Here is a 17,609-nt window from a genome sequence, read left to right as displayed (position 1 = left end):
CCTTTTTCCCGCCCATAAAAAAAGAAGACTGTCTGAACAGTCTTCTCAGCTGCGGCATTCTTCTTTTATAGAAACAGCCAGCTTTGGATAATCGGTAAAAATTGCGTCTGCTCCCGCTTTCATCAGCTGCTTCATATCCTCAGGACGATTGACGGTGAACGGACGGAGCGCCGCTTGGTGTTTTGCAAGATGTTTGATCACTTCAGCGCTCACCGCCGGCGTACCGAGCTTCGGATGATAACCTGAAGCGGGAATGGCGGCAAGATACCGTTCAGGCCGGTACAGCACATCCATTGTCAGCACCGCCCGTTCAATTTCAGGCGCCAAGGCGTGGCAAACCGCGAGACTCTCATGATTAAATGAAGAAAAAATAACGCGCTTTTCCAGTCCGTAATATCTGACTTTTTTAATCACTTCTTCTTCCATTCCTTCGTAACGGAATACACTGTTTTTCAGCTCAATGTTTATCAGAAAATCAGCACGTTCCGCAAAACGCAGCACATCTGACAAAAGCGGAATTCTGACACCTTTAAAAGCATCTTTCCATTTTCCGGCGGCATCGGCGGTTCTGATTTTGTCATACGCCGTATCTTTCACAAATCCTTTCAAAGACGTCGTGCGGTCGAGGGTTTCATCGTGAATGACCACGATCCGGCCGTCTTTTGTCATCTGTACATCAAGTTCGATTCCGTCAGCCCCGTCCTCAATCGCTTTTTTGAATGCGGGCATCGTATTTTCAGGGCAGTCGCCCGACGCCCCCCGGTGGGCAAAAATATTCGTCATATGTGTCACCTCAGGTGTTTGTCATCGGTTTTCTCTATTATAATCGTTATGCACATAAGGAGGGTGCTATTTACACATATTTTATAATTACCGTCCGCTGTAATAGGTTTCGATTCCGTTTACAACGGCGTCCGCGGCGTGCTCTTGTCCGTTATCGCTTTTCAGCTTGTCCGCATCTTGAGGATTTGTGATAAAACCTAATTCAGCCAGCACACTCGGCATCTTTGAATATGTAATAACATAAAAAGGAGCTTCTTTTACGCCTCTGTCCCTCATCCCTAAAGACGTGACAAGCTGCTGCTGGATGTCGGAAGCAAGCCTTTCGCTGTCTGCTCCTTCATATGTCGAATTAAAATACGTTTCCGTGCCCGATGCCGTTGATACGGCTGAATTCGTATGGAGGCTGACGAATAAATCGGATTGGCTGGCGCTTGCTTTCGCCACCCGCTCGTCCAACCGTAAAAAAGTATCGTCAGTCCTTGAAGCAACAGGTTTTGCGCCTTCTGTCTCCAATTTGGCGATTACCTTGTTTGACACCGCTAAATTGATGTTTTTCTCAAGCAGTCCATTTCCGCCGGCCCCGCTGTCTTCTCCGCCATGTCCGGCATCGATATAAATGGTTTTCCCTTGCAAAGGTTCAGCTGCATAAGCAGACGGCGCAAGCAGAAGAAGAGCGGCACCGAAGGCAGCAGCGCTTTTTGTCAGTAAACCCACGTTTTTTTCCTCCCCGTTTTCACATATCTGTTTCTTTTTTCAGTTCCTCAAGCCGTAATTGTCCGTTGCTCTCTTTTTTATAGGTGATTTGCACCGCCGTATGTTCAGGCAGAGACTGACATTCAAACCGCTTAGCGAAAGGCACCTTCACCTCTTGCCTTTCTCCGTCAATTTCGACCGCGATCGTATCGTTTCCGGCCGTTTTTATAAATGTTCCTTCCTGAGTAAATGACGGCGCCGCATCAGCCTCCGCGGTATACTCGCAGCCTGATAACAGCCATGCGGTGAAGATCAGAAGTATGACAGACTTCACACAGATCACCTCACGTTTTCTCATTCGGCTTTATCTTTTAACAGAATGGCCGATTTGTAAAGGGAGCCTTCATTCCTCCAGCGCTTTTCCATATTTGGAATGAAGGCTATCTGACCTGCTGTTTACCTGAACTTAGAAAGAAAACAAGCTGATCAGTCTATGAAAAAGGTTCTGTCTGAAGGCTGAATATGCAGAATTTAACGGAAACGGACGACTTTCTGTTCATTTTGAAAAAATATCAGATCGGCAAAAAAAGAGAGCCGCGTCATGCGCTCTCCCGAATAGAAACATTCATATTTATTTTGAGCTTTTCATAAAATGAACGGGACAACTTAAAAGAGCAGCGTATTGGCGGCAATGATGAGAATAATCACTCCGCTCAGCACCGTGCTGAACTGTCCGACGTGAAAAGAACCGATGCGCAATGACGCGGCTTTTTTTCCAAGCGAGCAGCCGATCCATATGGTCAAAAAGCTTCCGACCGCCGCAGTGATGGAAATGGCAGCGGGAGAAAGCCCGATCAACCCCGCGCTTAATCCGTTGGTCAGCGCATTTGCGGATACGGCCACCCCGAGAACCATGGATTCCAATATACCGATTTCTCCCGAACCGTCGGCATCCGCTGCCTCCGGATTTTGCAGCAGACCGGCAAAACGGCCTTTTTTTTCTGACGCGCCAACACGCGCTGTTTTTCTCGGCACAGCCAGCAGAATGATGCGGATACCGATGACAGATAAAATAAACGCCGCCAGCAATACAGGAAGAAAGCCCGGTAAAACGGCTGAAATCCATTTGCCGAAATAAATTCCGATATAACTGAATACAAAACAGATAAAAGCGATCATCATATTTGACGCATGCGATATTTTGATTTTTCTGATGCCGTATGACATCCCCACTCCTAAATTATCAATGCTCGAGGACACTGCCAAACCTAAAATCAATAACCAAGCCATGTTCGTTTCTCTCCATTCTTTGATGTCTTTTCAACATGTTGTGCCGTTGAATCTACACTATCCTATTCAGCAGCACAGAAAAGGTACCTTTTCTGCAAAAATTATTGATTAATGATCATCATTCCGGCGGAAACGAGGTGACACCCTTGACAGAAAATAAAAATACGACACTGGGGCCCCTTTTAAAATCACTGCTTGATAAGCACTCGCTCTCTATGAGAAAACTCGGCGCCTTAACAAACATTGATACGGCCACCATCTCCCGGATTATAAACGGCAAGCAGAAGGCCAATTTAAAGCATCTTCAGGAATTTTCAAAACATCTCCGCACCCCGCTGGAGGAATTGCTTGAGGCGTCAGGCATAGACATCGGCCATGAAAAAGAAGCTGCGCCGCAAGACCCGATGCACGCGATTCAGGATATGCTGAATATGGCCGAGATGTTTGATCAGCCTTTTTCCCGGGAGCAAATTGAGCGCGAACTGACCAGATATGAACAATATGCCAAAACCCAGCAGGGCCATCGCCTGATTTGCGATGAGTTTCAAAAGAAAATGGACAATGAAGAAAGCGTCGGCCCTTTTATTGATCATTTGAAAAACATGCATCATCAGTATATGGATGAATCAACACCGGCTGAAGACCGCGCGATTCTCGGGAGCGCGCTGCTGTATTATATTTTAGCGACCGACGTCATTCCGGATTACATGTTTCCGATCGGCTACCTGGATGACGCCATCGCCGTTCAAATCGCTTTGAACCGGCTGAAAAAAAAGTAAAGGCGCTTAAAAAAGCGCCCTTTTTGTGTTGAAAAATATGAAACACCGCATTACGGTTTTGTCAAAACAGAGACAGCTGTCATATGATACATCAACCTAACAAAAAGGAGGGTGTCTTCTATGGACAGCAACACAGTTGTGGCAGTGTGCGCTCTGTTAAGTGTTGTGATTCAGATCGGAACGATATTCGCCGCAGGAAAGTGGAAAAAAGAATAAATAAAAACAAATTGACGGTTTTTTCGCACAAGCGTATGCTTATAAATAACCTTGTAAAAGATAAGAAAGAAGATATGTATATGAAAAAAATCATTCTCCTCTTCGCCGCCGCTGTCATATTCAGCTCGATCGGCCATCAAATTTCAGGAGGATATAAAGATCCTGAAAAGGAACGGAGAAAACCGTTTCATTCGTTTAAATGGTTCAGCCGGTCATAACCTCAGGAAGAAGAACAAGCAAAATAATTGCACACAATTAAAACATAAGCTAGAATACGGACGAGTTAAACTCCTAAGGAAGAAGGCGAAATGATGAAGCAAACTTATAAACCGCTGTTTGAACCTTTTACGTTCGAAAGCGGCGTCACTATACCAAACCGTATTTCAGTCGCACCGATGACACACTATTCATCAAATGATGACGGAACAATTTCCGACCGTGAATTAAGCTACATTACTCCCCGTTCAAAAGAAATGGGCATGGTCATTACGGCATGTGCAAACGTAACGCCGGACGGCAAAGCGTTTCCAGGCCAGCCCGGCATCTATGATGATTCTCACATTCCCGGCTTGAAAAAACTCGCTCAGGCGATCCAGTCTCAAGGAGCGAAAGCCGTTGTGCAGATTCACCACGGAGGATTGGAATGCCCTCCTGAACTCGTGCCAAACAACGACGTCGTCAGCCCGAGCGGCTCAGAAGAAGACGGGAGACAAACGTCCCGGGCTCTCACCGAACAAGAAATTGAGCACATCGTGAAAGCATTCGGCGAAGCGACACGCAGAGCGATTGAAGCCGGCTTTGACGGTGTTGAAATTCACGGGGCAAACGGGTACCTGATTCACCAATTTTATTCACCGAAAACAAACCGGCGCACAGACCGCTGGGGCGGAAGCGATGAAAAGCGCCTTGCGTTCCCGCTTGCAGTCGTTGACGCTGTCAAACAGGCAATTGATACACACGCTGAAAATCCATTCGTTCTCGGCTACCGCCTGTCACCGGAAGAGCCGGAAACACCGGGGCTTACAATGAAAGAAACATTCATGCTCGCCGACGCGCTTGCGGAAGAGAACTTGGATTATCTGCATATTTCACTGATGGATGTCAATTCCAAAGCTCGCCGCGGAGCGGATACTTCACGGACGCGGATGGATTTATTAAACGAACGCGTCGGCCATAAAGTGCCGCTGATGGCCGTCGGTTCCATCTATACCGCGGACGAAGCGCTTGCTGTATTAGAAAGCGGAATTCCGCTGGTGGCTCTGGGACGTGTCATTTTGATTAACCCCGAATGGGCGGTGCTGGTCAAAGAAGGCCGCGAACAGGAAATCGAAAAAGCCATTCAAGCATCTGAAATTGAGAAATACCGACTTCCTGAACCGTTATGGGAAATGATTCAGAATACAGGCGGCTGGGTGCCGTTTGAAAAGTAGACTAAAAAACTGCCGGATGTCCGGCAGTTTTTTTGATTCACAAGTTTTTACCGCTTTGTTTACTCCTATTTCTAACACACAGCGTACATATAGTAAATAGATTAATAGAAAGGAGACCGTATATGATGGCTGGTTTTCCTATTACGATTAACAGTCTTTCCGGAAACGGGGTTGTCAATGTCGGCGGTGCGTTTTCGATAAGTCCTTTAACCGTATCAAAAACCGTCTACGGCTCAGGTGGGGGAAATACGGGGATGGTCCTGCAAATGAATCAATCCAGCACATCTCAATCTTCAAGCTCACAATACTCTGATCAAAATGTAACGAAAACATTATGACATCCGTATTTCCCTCCCTTTTCGGCTGGCAGCAGCCGGATTCTTTTTGCCGTTTTGTTTAATCTTATTCCATATCACAGCGTACATATAGTTAGTAGACTGTGAGAGAAAGGAGAAAAAATAGAATGAGCGGTTGCCCGATTACGATAAACAACGTATCAGGAAACGGAGTTGTCAATGTTGGCGGCGCCATATCCATCAGTCCGCTGACTGCATCAAAAACCGTTTTCGGTGCCGGAGGGGGAAATATCGGCATTGTCATTCAAAACAATGCTGTAAGCCAGTCCAAAATGTTTGAACATCAATTTTCAGATCAGAATATTGTAAAGTCAATTTAAGGGCTGCCAAGCAGCCCTTTCAGCATAAATAAAGCAGGCACACTGATTTCCCGAAAACTTGATTTTAAACATCAGCGATCACCTTTCCATGTTTTGAATGATTTCAGTTAAAGATGAATAGAATGCAGATTGAAAGCATGGGTACTGAATCTCATTAAGGAAAGAAGGAATCGTGATGAAAAAACTTTGCCGGGAAGTTTGGATTGAAGTTGACCTTGATGCGATAAAAAAGAACGTACGGGCGATCCGCCGCCATATTCCGAATACGTCTAAAATTATGGCCGTCGTAAAAGCGAACGCTTATGGCCACGGCTCTGTGGAAGTAGCGCGGCAGGCACTGGAAAGCGGAGCGAGCGAGCTCGCTGTCGCCAGCGTCGAAGAGGGAATTGTGTTACGGAGAGCGGGAATTACGGCACCTATTCTTGTGCTCGGCTTCACAGCTCTCAGCTGTGTGAAAAAATCTGCCGTTTGGAACATAACATTATCAGCGTTTCAGGTCAGCTGGATCAAAAAAGCGAATCGGATATTGGAAAAAGAAGCAGATTCGAAACGGCTGTCCATTCATATCAATGTGGATACGGGAATGGGCCGGCTGGGTGTGCGTACGGAAGAAGATCTTTTAGCAGTGGTGAAAGCGCTCAAGTCGAGTACATATCTGTCATGGGATGGCATCTTTACACATTTTTCAACAGCGGATGAACCGGACACTGAGCTGACGATGCTGCAGCACGAAAAGTTTATCAGCTTTCTCCGCTTTTTAAAAAATCAAGACATTACGCTGCCTACCGTGCATATGTGCAATACAGCCGCCGCTATCGCATTCCCGGAATTCAGCGCCGACATGATCCGTTTAGGCATTGGGTTATATGGTTTATATCCGTCCGCCTCGATAAAGGAACTGAACCTCGTGGATCTCACACCCGCACTAAGTTTAAAGGCGCGTATCGCTTATGTGAAAGCCATGGTGACAGATCCCCGGACCGTCAGTTATGGCGCCACATATATCGCCGAACCGGGTGAAATCATCGCGACGATTCCGATCGGCTATGGTGACGGTTACTCCCGCGCCCTGTCCAACCGCGGGTTTATTCTTCACCGCGGTAGACGGGTGCCGGTGGCGGGGAGAGTGACAATGGATATGATCATGGTCAGTTTAGGTGAGAATGAGGGCAAACAAGGAGAAGAAGTCGTCATCTACGGTAAACAACAAGGAGCCGAGATTTCCGTTGATGAAATTGCCGAAATGCTCGGTACGATCAGCTACGAAGTCTTATCTGTGTTAAGCCGCCGCGTCCCCCGCTTTTATTTTAGAGACGGCAAAATCATTAAAATATCAGCTCCGGTATTATACGTGTAGACGGCATAGATCCCGCATTTATGTATAGAACAAGTACCGGCATGAATGATTTCCATTGTTTTCGCCAGCAAAATTTCAAAACGCCTTCTCTTCCGCGTTCATGCACGGAATAGAAGGCGCGAAAAAGACATCTAGCCAAAAGCTTGCGTTACGAAGCTTTATGCTCCAATCTCAGCTTGTCAGCAACCATCGCGATGAATTCCGAGTTGGTTGGCTTTGCTTTTGTCATGCTTACCGTATATCCGAACAGTGAAGAAATGGAATCGATATTTCCCCTGCTCCATGCGACTTCAATGGCGTGCCGGATGGCCCGTTCTACACGGCTTGCAGTCGTGTTGAATTTTTTGGCGATGTCGGGATAAAGGACTTTTGTGATGCTGCCGAGGAGTTCAATATCGTTATACACCATGGAAATGGCTTCACGCAAATAAAGATAGCCTTTGATATGGGCAGGCACACCGATCTCATGGATAATGCTTGTAATGCTGGCATCGAGATTTTTCCGCTTCGGCTCAGGCTGGTTGCGGATAATGCTGCTTTGCGCAGACGGCGCACGGTGTGTGACACTGCTGACATTTCCGCTTACCTGGCGAATATGGCCGACAAGGTTTTCCATATCAAACGGCTTCAGGATGAAATAGGACGCGCCTAAATCGACGGCTTTTTTCGTAACGTCTTCCTGACCGAATGCCGTCAGCATGATGACGTTCGGCTGCTTCTCGAGCTCTGATTCCCGCAGACGCTCCAAAACCGCAAGTCCGTCCAGATGCGGCATGATAATGTCTAAAACGAGCACATCTGGATTCTTATCTTTAAACAAAGAAAGACATTCCTGTCCGTTATAAGCAACGCCGATCACTTCCATATCATCCTGTCCCTCTATATATTCACTCAACAGGCTTACAAGCTCTCGATTATCATCAGCAACACAAACTTTAATTTTCTCCACGTTTCTTCCTCCCCCAATGTATTAACAGGACGCAACCCATTTGACTGCTACATGTTACATTCGACAAAACCACTACTTCCCCTTTTAAAAAATCCATATTTACCAATAATAGTGGTATATCTTTGTTTTTCTAGCATTTTCTAGGTTTTTCGACTAAAAATTAAGTTTGACAAATCAGGAAACGTGAATTTGTCGAAAAATCTTCATGTCTTATTTTACATGAATCCAGGAAAGAAGTGAAGAACGCATCACATAAAAAAACTGCCGGATCATCCGGCAGTCAGCTTGCTTTGTCTTTTCCGTAAACATCAACACCCGCTTCAGACAGCATCCATTCGATATGAACGCCGTAGCCGCTTGTCGGATCATTGACAAATACGTGGGTTACGGCTCCGACGACCTTTCCGTTCTGGATGATCGGGCTTCCGCTCATCCCCTGAACGATTCCGCCGGTTCTTTTCAGCAGTTTCGGATCTGTCACTTTCAATACCATTCCCTTTGTCGCCGGGAATTTTTGCGGCGTGGTGCTGACGATTTCAATATCAAATTTCTCTACTTTATCGTTTTCGATAACCGTCAGCATTTGCGCAGGTCCTTTTTTTACTTCATTTGACAAAGCAATCGGAAGCGCTTTGTCGGAAATGTTGTTTTTAATCGGCTGATGCAGTGTCCCGAAGATGCCGAACGGGCTGTTGCGGTTAATATCGCCGATCGTTTTCCGTTCTGACGAAAACCTTGCCAGTTTTTCGCCGGGATTGCCGCCTTTTCCTTTTTCAATTGATGTTACAGTTGAACGGACGATTTCTCCGTCTTCTACGACAATCGGTTTTTTTGTATCCATATCAGAGATGACGTGGCCCAATGCGCCGTATTTTTTTGTTTTCGGTTCAAAAAATGTCATGGTGCCGATGCCGGCTGCCGAATCGCGGATATAAAGGCCGATTCGATATTTCCCCTCGGCTTCGTCCTTTGTCGGAATCAGCTTTGTTTTGATTTTTTGCTTATCGCGTTTCACCAATAAATCCAAAGATTCACCGGTTTTGCCCGCTTTTTGAATAAACGGGGCGATGTCGCTCATTTTTTCAATTTTATGTCCGTTCATTTTAATAATGATGTCGCCAGATTCAATTCCCGCTTGTTCTCCCGGAGACTTTTTCCCATCCTTTGTCATCACTTGGTGAAAACCGACCACCAAAACACCGACTGAATGCAGTTTTACACCGATGGACTGTCCGCCCGGAATGACCTTCAATTCTGGAAGGACACGCACTTTTGTTTTTTTAATGGGAAATCCGGCAAGATCATATACTACTTCTGACCGGCCTTGTGTTTGCCCTGTTATGTTTGCATGGCCGTGCTCTTCTTTCAGCGTAAAGGCTTCTGATAATTCGCCCTTTTCAGCGCTTATTGATGCATTAACCGGAACGGCCTGTGTCTGGTTTTCAAAGACGCTCATTTCTGATGGTATCAGTAAATATTCTTTAAATGGCTTAAAAAAGCCTACACTTAGTAAAGAAACAAGGAGAATTACACCTATTGCTTTCCTCATGTTATCGTGCATTCATTCCTTCACTCTCCTCGCTCCTATCCCACACCACTTTCTTTTTCTGCTACATCTATACTTTTGCCTTCCTGCGCTTGATTTATAACCGGCATACGAAGAAAAACATTGGATACACTGTTAGAGAAATGGAACAAAAAAATAAGCTGCCTGTATCAGCAGCTTATCCTGTCGTTTTTACCTGTCCGGCCTGTTTTAAAAGCTCTTGTGCATGCCGTTTTGTCAGATCGGTCACTTCGACGCCCGCAATCATGCGGCCGATTTCCGCTACCTTGTCCTGTTTAGAAAGCGGCGTGACATGCGTTGTCGTCCGGCCGTCTTTGAATTCTTTTGCGATCAGAAGGTGCGTATCCGCCATAGCGGCAACCTGCGGCAGGTGTGTAATGCAGAGCACCTGTGAACCGGTCGATACTTTATGGATTTTTTCCGCGATGGCTTGGGCAACCCGCCCGCTTACACCGGTGTCCACTTCGTCAAAGATGATGGAGGTGACATCCTGCTGGGAAGAAAAAATACTTTTCATCGCCAGCATCACCCTTGAAAGCTCGCCTCCGGAAGCGACCTTTGACAGCGGTTTTAAAGGCTCACCGGTGTTTGTTGAAATTAAAAACTTCACAAGGTCAATCCCCTTTTGGGTAAGCTGCACGGGCTGCCCGTCAACAACCGGTGCTTCACTGGCTGACGGATCGGTTTTCACGAGAAATTCCGTATCAAACGTTGATTTGCCCATATACAGACTTTTTAATTCCTGATGAATCGCTTCCGCCAGTTTCTTAGCCCATGCTTTTCTGATTTTTGATAAATTCGCGGCTTCTACGGCCACATCTTTGCCGACCGACTCCAGTTCCTTCTTCAGCGCTTCAAGGTGGCTGTCGCGGTTCTCGATTTGATCGATTTCCTCTTCTATTTTGGAGCCGTATTCCAAAATGTCTTCTACCGTCGCTCCGTATTTGCGCTTCAGCTGTTTGATCTCATTTAAACGGGTTTCAATAAAATTCAGCCGTTCCGGGTCATATTCCAGATCATCTAACAGATTGCGCATCTGAAAGGTTGCATCCTCCAACAGATAATAGGAACTTGACACACTTTCTGACAGCTTTTGCAGCGGTTCATTGATATCCGAAATATCTTCAAGCTGGGCAGAGGCCATTCCGACCCAGTCAAGCCCCCCCTGTTCGCTGCGGAGCGCATTATAGGCGTTTTGCAATGATTCATAAATTTTTTCAAAGTTGGATATCTGCTTCCGCTCTTCCTGAAGAAGCTCGTCTTCATTCAATTCAAGCTTCGCCGACTCGATTTCTTCAAGCTGAAATTGAATCAGGTCTAGCCGATGCGCCATTTCCTGCTCGCTTTCTGACAGCTTCTTCACTTTTTTGAGCAGCTTCATATAACGCTCATAGCCTTCATGGTAAGCCTGAAGCGCGGATTCGGCCTCAGCGCCCGCAAACCTGTCCAACAGCTCTAAGTGTTTATCGTCCTCCATTAACAGCTGGTTATCATGCTGTCCGTGAATATCTAATAAAAGTCTGCCGATTTCCCTCAAAGCCGCAATCGTCACTAATTTTCCGTTGACACGGCAGACGCTTTTTCCTCCGGCATTAATGTCCCTTCTCATGACAATCATGTCGTCAGATGCGTCTATTCCCTGCTCACGGCATACTTCAAAAACGGGATGACCGCTGTCCAATAGAAACAGTCCTTCAAGCTCGGCCTTTGTTTCACCGTAACGGACAAATTCAGACGAGCCGCGGCCGCCGACTAATAGGGAAACGGCGTCTATAATAATTGACTTGCCGGCCCCTGTTTCTCCCGTCAGGACGGTGAGCCCCCGCTCAAACGAAATCGTCAGTTCCTCTATAATGGCAAAGTTTTTTATTGATAGTTCAGCTAACAAACAGCATTCCACCTTTTATCTGATAATTACGCTACAGCAGCTCCAAAAGACGGCTTTGAACGCCCTCCGTATCTTCAGGCGTCCTGCAGATGATTAAGATCGTGTCATCTCCGCAAATCGTGCCCATGATTTCTTCCCATTCGAGATTATCCATCAGAGCGCCGATTGCCTGAGCATTCCCCGGCATCGTTTTTAATACGATCATATGGCTTGCTGAGTCAATTTTTACGAACGCATCCATTAATGAACGCTTCAGTTTTGACAGCGGATTGAACCGCTGATCCGCCGGCAGGCTGTATTTGTAGGAGCCGTTGTTTGTCGGCACCTTTACGAGATGCAGCTCTTTAATGTCTCTGGAGACAGTCGCCTGAGTTACCTTATATCCTTCTTCTCTCAGCATGTCAACTAAGTCATCCTGCGTTTCAATCTCATGGCTTGTAATAAGCTCTCTGATTTTTATATGCCTTTGGCCTTTTGTCATGTAAGCACCTCTGTTTTCAAGCTGTTCTTGTCATTATGTTAACCGCTTCTTGATAAAAAGTACATGATGGCAGAAAAAAGGAATAATAGCCCCCTATTATTCCGGTACATCTGTCTTTTTGGCTTTTAATGTCTCATGTGCTTCGCGGACGGTACGGAGAATGTCTTCTTCCGGCAGTTCAGCGCCGTTTCCGTCTTCTCCGCCCCATTCCAAATGAAGCAGAAACTCAATATTACCGTCTCCCCCTGTAATCGGTGAGAAGGACAGTCCTTTCACTGTATATCCTTCAGAAGCGGCAAATTGATTCATGCGGCGGAGAACGTCAGTATGAACGCCGGGATCTCTGACAATGCCTTTTTTTCCGACGGATTCCCGTCCGGCTTCAAATTGCGGCTTTACCAGTGCGATACAATCGCTCCCCGGTACAAGCAGCGTTTTTAAAACCGGGAGAATGAGGCGGAGTGAGATGAAAGAAACATCGATTGTCGCAAATTCCGGCAAACCCTCTGTGAAATCGGAAGGCTCGGAATAGCGGAAATTCGTCCGTTCCATGACGACGACCCTCTCGTCCTGTCTGAGCTTCCAGGCAAGCTGATTATAGCCGACATCCACTGCGTAGGACCGCTCGGCTCCGTTTTGGAGGGCGCAATCCGTGAATCCCCCTGTAGACGAGCCGATGTCAATCATCGTTTTGCCTTTTACCGAGACGGGAAACACTTCCAGGGCTTTTTCAAGCTTTAATCCGCCTCTGCTGACGTATTTAAGAGGGTTTCCTTTTACCGTTAACGGAAGATCCCGGGCGATTTTTTCACCCGGTTTGTCCAATCGGTTTTCATTTGAGTATACGATGCCCGCCATAATGGCGCGTTTCGCTTTTTCCCGCGTTTCCGCAAGGCCTTTTTCTACAAGAAGTACATCTAATCGTTCTTTTTTTGCTGTCATGATCCAATTCCTTTATGTGTCTTCGGCGGCATCAGCAGTTTGATCCGGTTCATAACCTCAGCCTTCGTGAGACCGATTTCTTCAAGCAGGGCGGTTACGCTGCCGTGTTCAATAAACCGGTCTGGGATGCCCATTCTGTCAATCGGTGTATGATACATGCCGAGGTCATGAGCGTATTCAAGAATCGTGCTGCCGAATCCGCCTTCAAGCACGGCTTCTTCTATCGTTAAAATCGGCAGACCTTCATTAAGAATGGCCTTCATCATTTGTTTATCAATCGGTTTTATAAACCGCGCATTCACGACACGCACGGACAGGCCTTCTTTTTGCAGTTCTTCAGCCGCTTCCAGCGCCATTTCAATGGTCGTACCGAATGTTAAAATGACCGCGTCTTTTCCGGGACGGAGCACTTCCCATGTTCCGATCGGAATGGTTTTCAGCTCTTTATCCATCTTTACGCCGAGCCCGTTTCCGCGCGGGAAGCGCATCGCGATCGGACCCTCCTCATAATTAAGGGCTGTATTGACCATATGGCGGCCTTCATTTTCATCCTTCGGCATCATTAAAACGAGGTTTGGTATATGCCGCAAAAAGGCGATGTCAAAGACGCCTTGATGCGTCTCCCCGTCGGCGCCGACCAAACCGGCGCGGTCAATGCCGATAAATACATTCGCGTTTTGGCGGCAGATGTCATGGACGACCTGATCGTACGCCCGCTGCAAAAAGGTCGAATAAATCGCAAGAAACGGCTTCATGCCTTGGAGCGCCATTCCAGCCGCCATCGTCGCCGCATGCTGTTCTGCGATTCCGACATCAAACATGCGTTCAGGGAATTCTTTCGCAAACCCTTCCAGTTTGGAGCCGACCGGCATGGCCGGTGTAATGGCGACAATTCTGTCATCCTCGCGCGCCAGCTCCTGCACGGTGCCGCTGACAAGTCCGCTCCATGAAGGCGCCGCGGCTTTCGGCTTGACGAAATCACCCGTATTGATTTTATAAGGACCCGTTCCGTGCCATGTGCCGATTGTGTCGGTCTCAGCCGGTTTATAGCCTTTGCCCTTTTTCGTAATGACATGTAAAAGGACAGGGCCTTTCGTTTTTTTGGCGTATTGCAGGTTTTCAAACAGTTCGTGGTAGGAATGACCGTCAACCGGGCCTAAATACGTAAAGCCCAGCTCTTCAAAAAACATGCCTGACACAAGCATATATTTCAAACTGTCTTTTATCCGTTCAGCTGTGGCGGCCAATTTTCCGCCGACGGCCGGGATGCGCTTAAATAAATATTCAAGCTCGTCTTTTACCCATTGATATTTGCCGGCCGTGCGAAGCCGTCCCAGCATAGAATGAATCGCCCCGACATTCGGCGCAATGCTCATCTCATTATCATTCAGGATGACGATCATGTCTTTCTTCTCATCACCGATATGGTTCAGCGCTTCAAGCGCCATTCCTCCGGTTAAAGCGCCGTCTCCGATAATCGGGATGATATATTCTTTCGATCCTTTAATATCACGGGCGGCAGCCATTCCCATCGCGCCTGAGAGCGAGGTTGAGCTGTGGCCTGTTTCCCATACGTCATGTTCGCTTTCGCTGCGTTTCGGGAAACCGCAAAGCCCTTTATATTGGCGCAAGGTTTCAAACTCCTTGCCGCGCCCGGTTAACAGTTTATGAACATAGGACTGATGTCCGACATCCCATAAAAATTTATCTTTCGGACTGTCAAATTCTTTGTGAAGCGCAATTGTCAGCTCGACAACCCCGAGGTTCGGTCCGATATGGCCGCCAGAGGCAGACAGCGATGTGATGAGGAAATTGCGGATCTCCTCACTCAGCTCTTCCAGCTGTTCAATTGACATCTTTTTAAGAAATGACGGGTCCTGTATTGATAAAAGATCCAAAGCGGATCAACTCACTTTCAGCATGAATTTCTGCAAATTAAACAGTGTCTTTTTGAAAAAAGAAAAAGACTCCCTTTGTATTTTCATCGAAACTGCTTACATTTTACCATAGGAGCGGCAGCCCCTTCAAATCAGGACCGTTTTTAATGATCTCTCGCCGCGATTAAATCACAGAGGTCATGCAGCAATTCTTTCTGAAGAGAAAGGCCGCTGATGATCTGTTTCGCCTCGCTGATATGATACGCAAGCTTTTCTTTCGCGCCTTCAAGCGTTAAAAGCGACGGATACGTTGACTTTTCATTCGACGTGTCTGAGCCGACCGGTTTGCCGATCCTCTCCTCATGCCCTTCAATATCAAGGATGTCGTCTCTGATTTGGAATCCGATGCCGATATGGCTGCTGAACAGACGGAGCTTTTCGACTTCATCCTCCGGCGCATCTGCCAAAATGGCGCCCGCCGTCACTGAAAAACCTAGGAGCTTGGCCGTTTTCCGCTCGTGGATGGATTCCAGCTCCTCAAGCGTTATCCGCTTTTGTTCCGCTTCCATGTCGGCAGCCTGTCCGCCGACCATTCCTTCCGTTCCCGCTGCGCTGATCAGCTCATCGACGAGACGGAGCCGTTTTTCTGCTGAAACCGCCTCAGACACATGAGATGTGATCAATTTAAAGCTTTCTGTCAGAAGCCCGTCTCCGGCCAATACGGCTGCCGCTTCTCCGAAGACTTTATGGTTTGTGGGCTTTCCCCGGCGCAGATCATCATCGTCCATGCAAGGCAGATCATCATGGATTAAAGAATACGTATGAATCATTTCGACAGCGCATCCGACCGGAATCCCGTCTTTTTCATCTTTTCCGTAAGCATTCAGAACGGCTAAGACGACGAGAGGGCGCAGCCTCTTTCCGCCCGCTTCCAAAGAATACAGCATAGATTTTTTGAGGGTTTCCGGCATCGCAAGCCGTTCTGTATACAAAGAAAGCTGCTGTTCAATCAGTTGTTTGCGCGATGCTAAAAATGCGTCCAGTTTATTTGTCACCTTCGTCTTCCTCCTGAACGCTGAAAGGTGCAAGTTCGCCGTTATCTTTTAAAATAAAGTCCATTTGCTTTTCGACATGCTGAAGCTTTTCATGGCACATTTTTGAAAGGGCCATCCCTTCCTGAAAATAATTAATCGCCTGCTCCAGCGGCACATCTCCTTCTTCAAGCTTTGCCACAATGCCTTCAAGGCCTTTCATCGCCTCTTCAAATGTCAGCTCTTCACTTTTTTTGGTTTCTGTCATTATCGTTCGCCTCTCTTTTGCAATACTTCACACGTCAGAACGCCGTCTGTCATCTTTACTTCAAGCGTATCATTTTGTTCCACTTGATCAACGCTTTTGATCAGCTCTTTGTCTTTATAGGCCAGGCTGTATCCTCTCTCCATCACCTGAAGGGGACTTAATGCATTCAGTTTACCAAGAACCGTCTGAAACTGCGAATGAAGCTGCTTCAGCTGGACATTCATGCTTCGGGCGAGCTGATTTGAGCGCTCCTCGTACCGTTTTTTCGCCTGTTTCAGCTGGGTTTCAGGGTGGAGCGCCGTTAATCTGTACGTATTCCGCTCCAGCTGCCTTTGTTTCCTGTCCGTAAGCCCTGTGATCTGTGATTGGAACTGCTGATACAAAAGGTCAAACTGCTGTTCTTTTTGGGTATACAATCGTTTCGGAAAACGGAACGCGTAGGATGACTGGAGCGATTGAACCCGTTCTTTTTTCTTGCTGATATGCTGCTGCATCGCTCTTGTCAGGCGGACTTCCGCCGTTTTTGTCCGTTCCATTAAGTCCGTCGTGTGGGGAACGGCAATTTCTGCCGCTCCTGTCGGGGTTGCCGCCCGGATATCCGCGACGAAATCACTGATTGTAAAATCTGTTTCATGTCCGACGGCTGATATAATCGGAATGGCGGAAGCAAAAATCGCCCGGGCCACGATTTCTTCGTTAAATGCCCACAATTCTTCGATCGAGCCCCCTCCCCTTCCGACGATCAGGACGTCACACATTTTTTGTGCATTGGCTTCTTCAATGCGCTTCACAATCGATCTGCTGGCATTTTCACCTTGAACGAGCGCGGGAAGCACAATGACTTTCACAAGGGGGTATCTTCTTTTGAGTGTGGTAATGACGTCTCTGACGGCTGCTCCCGTCGGTGACGTGACGACCCCGATCGTGGCCGGAAAAGCGGGGATGGCCTGCTTATGCCGGTCATCAAACAACCCTTCGCCGGCAAGTTTTTTCTTTAATTCTTCATAGGCTAAGTAGAGCGCCCCCACACCGTCCGGCTGCATTTCTTTCGCGTACAGCTGATAGCTTCCGCTCGGTTCATAGACGGAGATGCCGCCTCTTACGATGACCTTCATTCCGTCTTCTGGCTTAAACGCAAGCCTCGAACTTTGCCTCTGAAACATGACGGCCTGCATGCGGGCATGCTCATCTTTTAATGTAAAATAGATGTGGCCTCTCGTATGAATTTTAACATTGGAGAGCTCACCCTTAATCCAAATGTCTTCAAGATGAGGGTCCACATCGAATTTTCGTTTAATGTATTTGGTCAGCGCGGAAACCGTGACATATGCCGCTTCACTCACATCCTGCACTCCTTTCATAAAGGCTTTTTGCCCTAAACT

The 17,609-nt window shown here is 47.2% G+C and carries 19 protein-coding genes; 6 read left to right on the top strand and 13 right to left on the bottom strand.

Annotation, left to right across the window (positions count from 1 at the left end; translation table 11 throughout):
• Positions 1 to 45: 45 nt before the first annotated feature.
• From BZ167_RS17795 to ytaF, 4 genes are all read right to left on the bottom strand, one after another.
• Complete coding sequence (locus BZ167_RS17795) at positions 46 to 783, bottom strand: glycerophosphodiester phosphodiesterase (protein WP_015240188.1); 738 nt, start codon at positions 781 to 783, stop codon at positions 46 to 48.
• An 87-nt stretch (positions 784 to 870) separates the two neighbouring features.
• Positions 871 to 1,497 carry an N-acetylmuramoyl-L-alanine amidase family protein gene (locus BZ167_RS17790; protein ID WP_007612483.1) on the bottom strand — a complete coding sequence of 209 codons (627 nt, stop codon included), beginning with the start codon at positions 1,495 to 1,497 and terminating at the stop codon, positions 871 to 873.
• Between the two features lie 19 nt (positions 1,498 to 1,516).
• Positions 1,517 to 1,834 carry a hypothetical protein gene (locus tag BZ167_RS17785; RefSeq protein ID WP_040237931.1) on the bottom strand — a complete coding sequence of 106 codons (318 nt, stop codon included), beginning with the start codon at positions 1,832 to 1,834 and terminating at the stop codon, positions 1,517 to 1,519.
• 308 nt (positions 1,835 to 2,142) lie between these two features.
• Entirely contained in the window at positions 2,143 to 2,766 is a 624-nt protein-coding gene (ytaF, locus tag BZ167_RS17780) for a sporulation membrane protein YtaF (protein WP_040237929.1), read from the bottom strand.
• A 146-nt stretch (positions 2,767 to 2,912) separates the two neighbouring features.
• Between ytaF and BZ167_RS17775 the strand changes: the two genes are divergently transcribed.
• The 6 genes from BZ167_RS17775 to alr all read left to right on the top strand — a co-directional run bounded on the left by BZ167_RS17775 (position 2,913) and on the right by alr (position 7,224).
• Entirely contained in the window at positions 2,913 to 3,545 is a 633-nt protein-coding gene (locus BZ167_RS17775; RefSeq protein WP_007408365.1) for a helix-turn-helix domain-containing protein, read from the top strand.
• A 296-nt stretch (positions 3,546 to 3,841) separates the two neighbouring features.
• Positions 3,842 to 3,979 (top strand): hypothetical protein, encoded by a 138-nt coding sequence (locus BZ167_RS20370; protein WP_014470646.1) that lies wholly within the window; start codon positions 3,842 to 3,844, stop codon positions 3,977 to 3,979.
• A 93-nt stretch (positions 3,980 to 4,072) separates the two neighbouring features.
• Positions 4,073 to 5,191, top strand: a complete 1,119-nt coding sequence (locus BZ167_RS17765) for an NADH-dependent flavin oxidoreductase (protein WP_032863662.1) — start codon at positions 4,073 to 4,075, stop codon at positions 5,189 to 5,191.
• A gap of 125 nt (positions 5,192 to 5,316) precedes the next feature.
• A complete protein-coding gene (locus BZ167_RS17760) occupies positions 5,317 to 5,529 on the top strand; it encodes a spore germination protein (RefSeq protein WP_007408362.1) in 213 nt (70 codons plus the stop codon).
• Positions 5,530 to 5,654: 125 nt separating this feature from the next.
• Positions 5,655 to 5,867 (top strand): spore germination protein, encoded by a 213-nt coding sequence (locus BZ167_RS17755; RefSeq protein ID WP_003153181.1) that lies wholly within the window; start codon positions 5,655 to 5,657, stop codon positions 5,865 to 5,867.
• Between the two features lie 175 nt (positions 5,868 to 6,042).
• Complete coding sequence (gene alr, locus BZ167_RS17750) at positions 6,043 to 7,224, top strand: alanine racemase (protein ID WP_012117960.1); 1,182 nt, start codon at positions 6,043 to 6,045, stop codon at positions 7,222 to 7,224.
• Between the two features lie 148 nt (positions 7,225 to 7,372).
• On the opposite strand, the gene spo0A is transcribed toward alr, so the two are convergent.
• The 9 genes from spo0A to xseA all read right to left on the bottom strand — a co-directional run bounded on the left by spo0A (position 7,373) and on the right by xseA (position 17,570).
• Positions 7,373 to 8,173, bottom strand: a complete 801-nt coding sequence (spo0A, locus tag BZ167_RS17745; RefSeq protein WP_015417798.1) for a sporulation transcription factor Spo0A — start codon at positions 8,171 to 8,173, stop codon at positions 7,373 to 7,375.
• A gap of 280 nt (positions 8,174 to 8,453) precedes the next feature.
• Positions 8,454 to 9,734, bottom strand: coding sequence for a SpoIVB peptidase (gene spoIVB, locus BZ167_RS17740; protein ID WP_007408360.1), 1,281 nt, complete (start codon positions 9,732 to 9,734; stop codon positions 8,454 to 8,456).
• A 163-nt stretch (positions 9,735 to 9,897) separates the two neighbouring features.
• Positions 9,898 to 11,628, bottom strand: coding sequence for a DNA repair protein RecN (gene recN / locus BZ167_RS17735; RefSeq protein WP_015417799.1), 1,731 nt, complete (start codon positions 11,626 to 11,628; stop codon positions 9,898 to 9,900).
• Positions 11,629 to 11,659: 31 nt separating this feature from the next.
• The gene (gene ahrC, locus BZ167_RS17730) at positions 11,660 to 12,109 is read right to left on the bottom strand and encodes a transcriptional regulator AhrC/ArgR (protein ID WP_003153173.1); all 450 of its coding nucleotides are present in this window, start codon (positions 12,107 to 12,109) and stop codon (positions 11,660 to 11,662) included.
• Positions 12,110 to 12,205: 96 nt separating this feature from the next.
• Positions 12,206 to 13,051: a TlyA family RNA methyltransferase gene (locus tag BZ167_RS17725; protein ID WP_007612503.1), complete on the bottom strand. Its 846-nt coding sequence runs from the start codon at positions 13,049 to 13,051 to the stop codon at positions 12,206 to 12,208.
• Positions 13,048 to 14,949, bottom strand: coding sequence for a 1-deoxy-D-xylulose-5-phosphate synthase (gene dxs, locus BZ167_RS17720; RefSeq protein ID WP_012117963.1), 1,902 nt, complete (start codon positions 14,947 to 14,949; stop codon positions 13,048 to 13,050). Before dxs ends, BZ167_RS17725 begins: the two co-directional genes overlap by 4 nt.
• Positions 14,950 to 15,092: 143 nt before the next feature.
• Positions 15,093 to 15,983, bottom strand: coding sequence for a polyprenyl synthetase family protein (locus BZ167_RS17715; protein WP_007408353.1), 891 nt, complete (start codon positions 15,981 to 15,983; stop codon positions 15,093 to 15,095).
• Entirely contained in the window at positions 15,973 to 16,227 is a 255-nt protein-coding gene (locus BZ167_RS17710; RefSeq protein WP_007408352.1) for an exodeoxyribonuclease VII small subunit, read from the bottom strand. The genes BZ167_RS17715 and BZ167_RS17710 overlap by 11 nt, the downstream gene beginning before the upstream one ends.
• Positions 16,227 to 17,570 (bottom strand): exodeoxyribonuclease VII large subunit, encoded by a 1,344-nt coding sequence (gene xseA, locus BZ167_RS17705; protein WP_040237927.1) that lies wholly within the window; start codon positions 17,568 to 17,570, stop codon positions 16,227 to 16,229. Before xseA ends, BZ167_RS17710 begins: the two co-directional genes overlap by 1 nt.
• Between the last annotated feature and the right edge of the window lie 39 nt (positions 17,571 to 17,609).

It is taken from the genome of Bacillus sp. 275 (assembly GCF_001999205.1).
Lineage (GTDB): Bacteria > Bacillota > Bacilli > Bacillales > Bacillaceae > Bacillus > Bacillus velezensis.
Note: the sequence above shows the minus strand (reverse complement) of the source record. Positions and strands in the feature narration are given on the sequence as shown.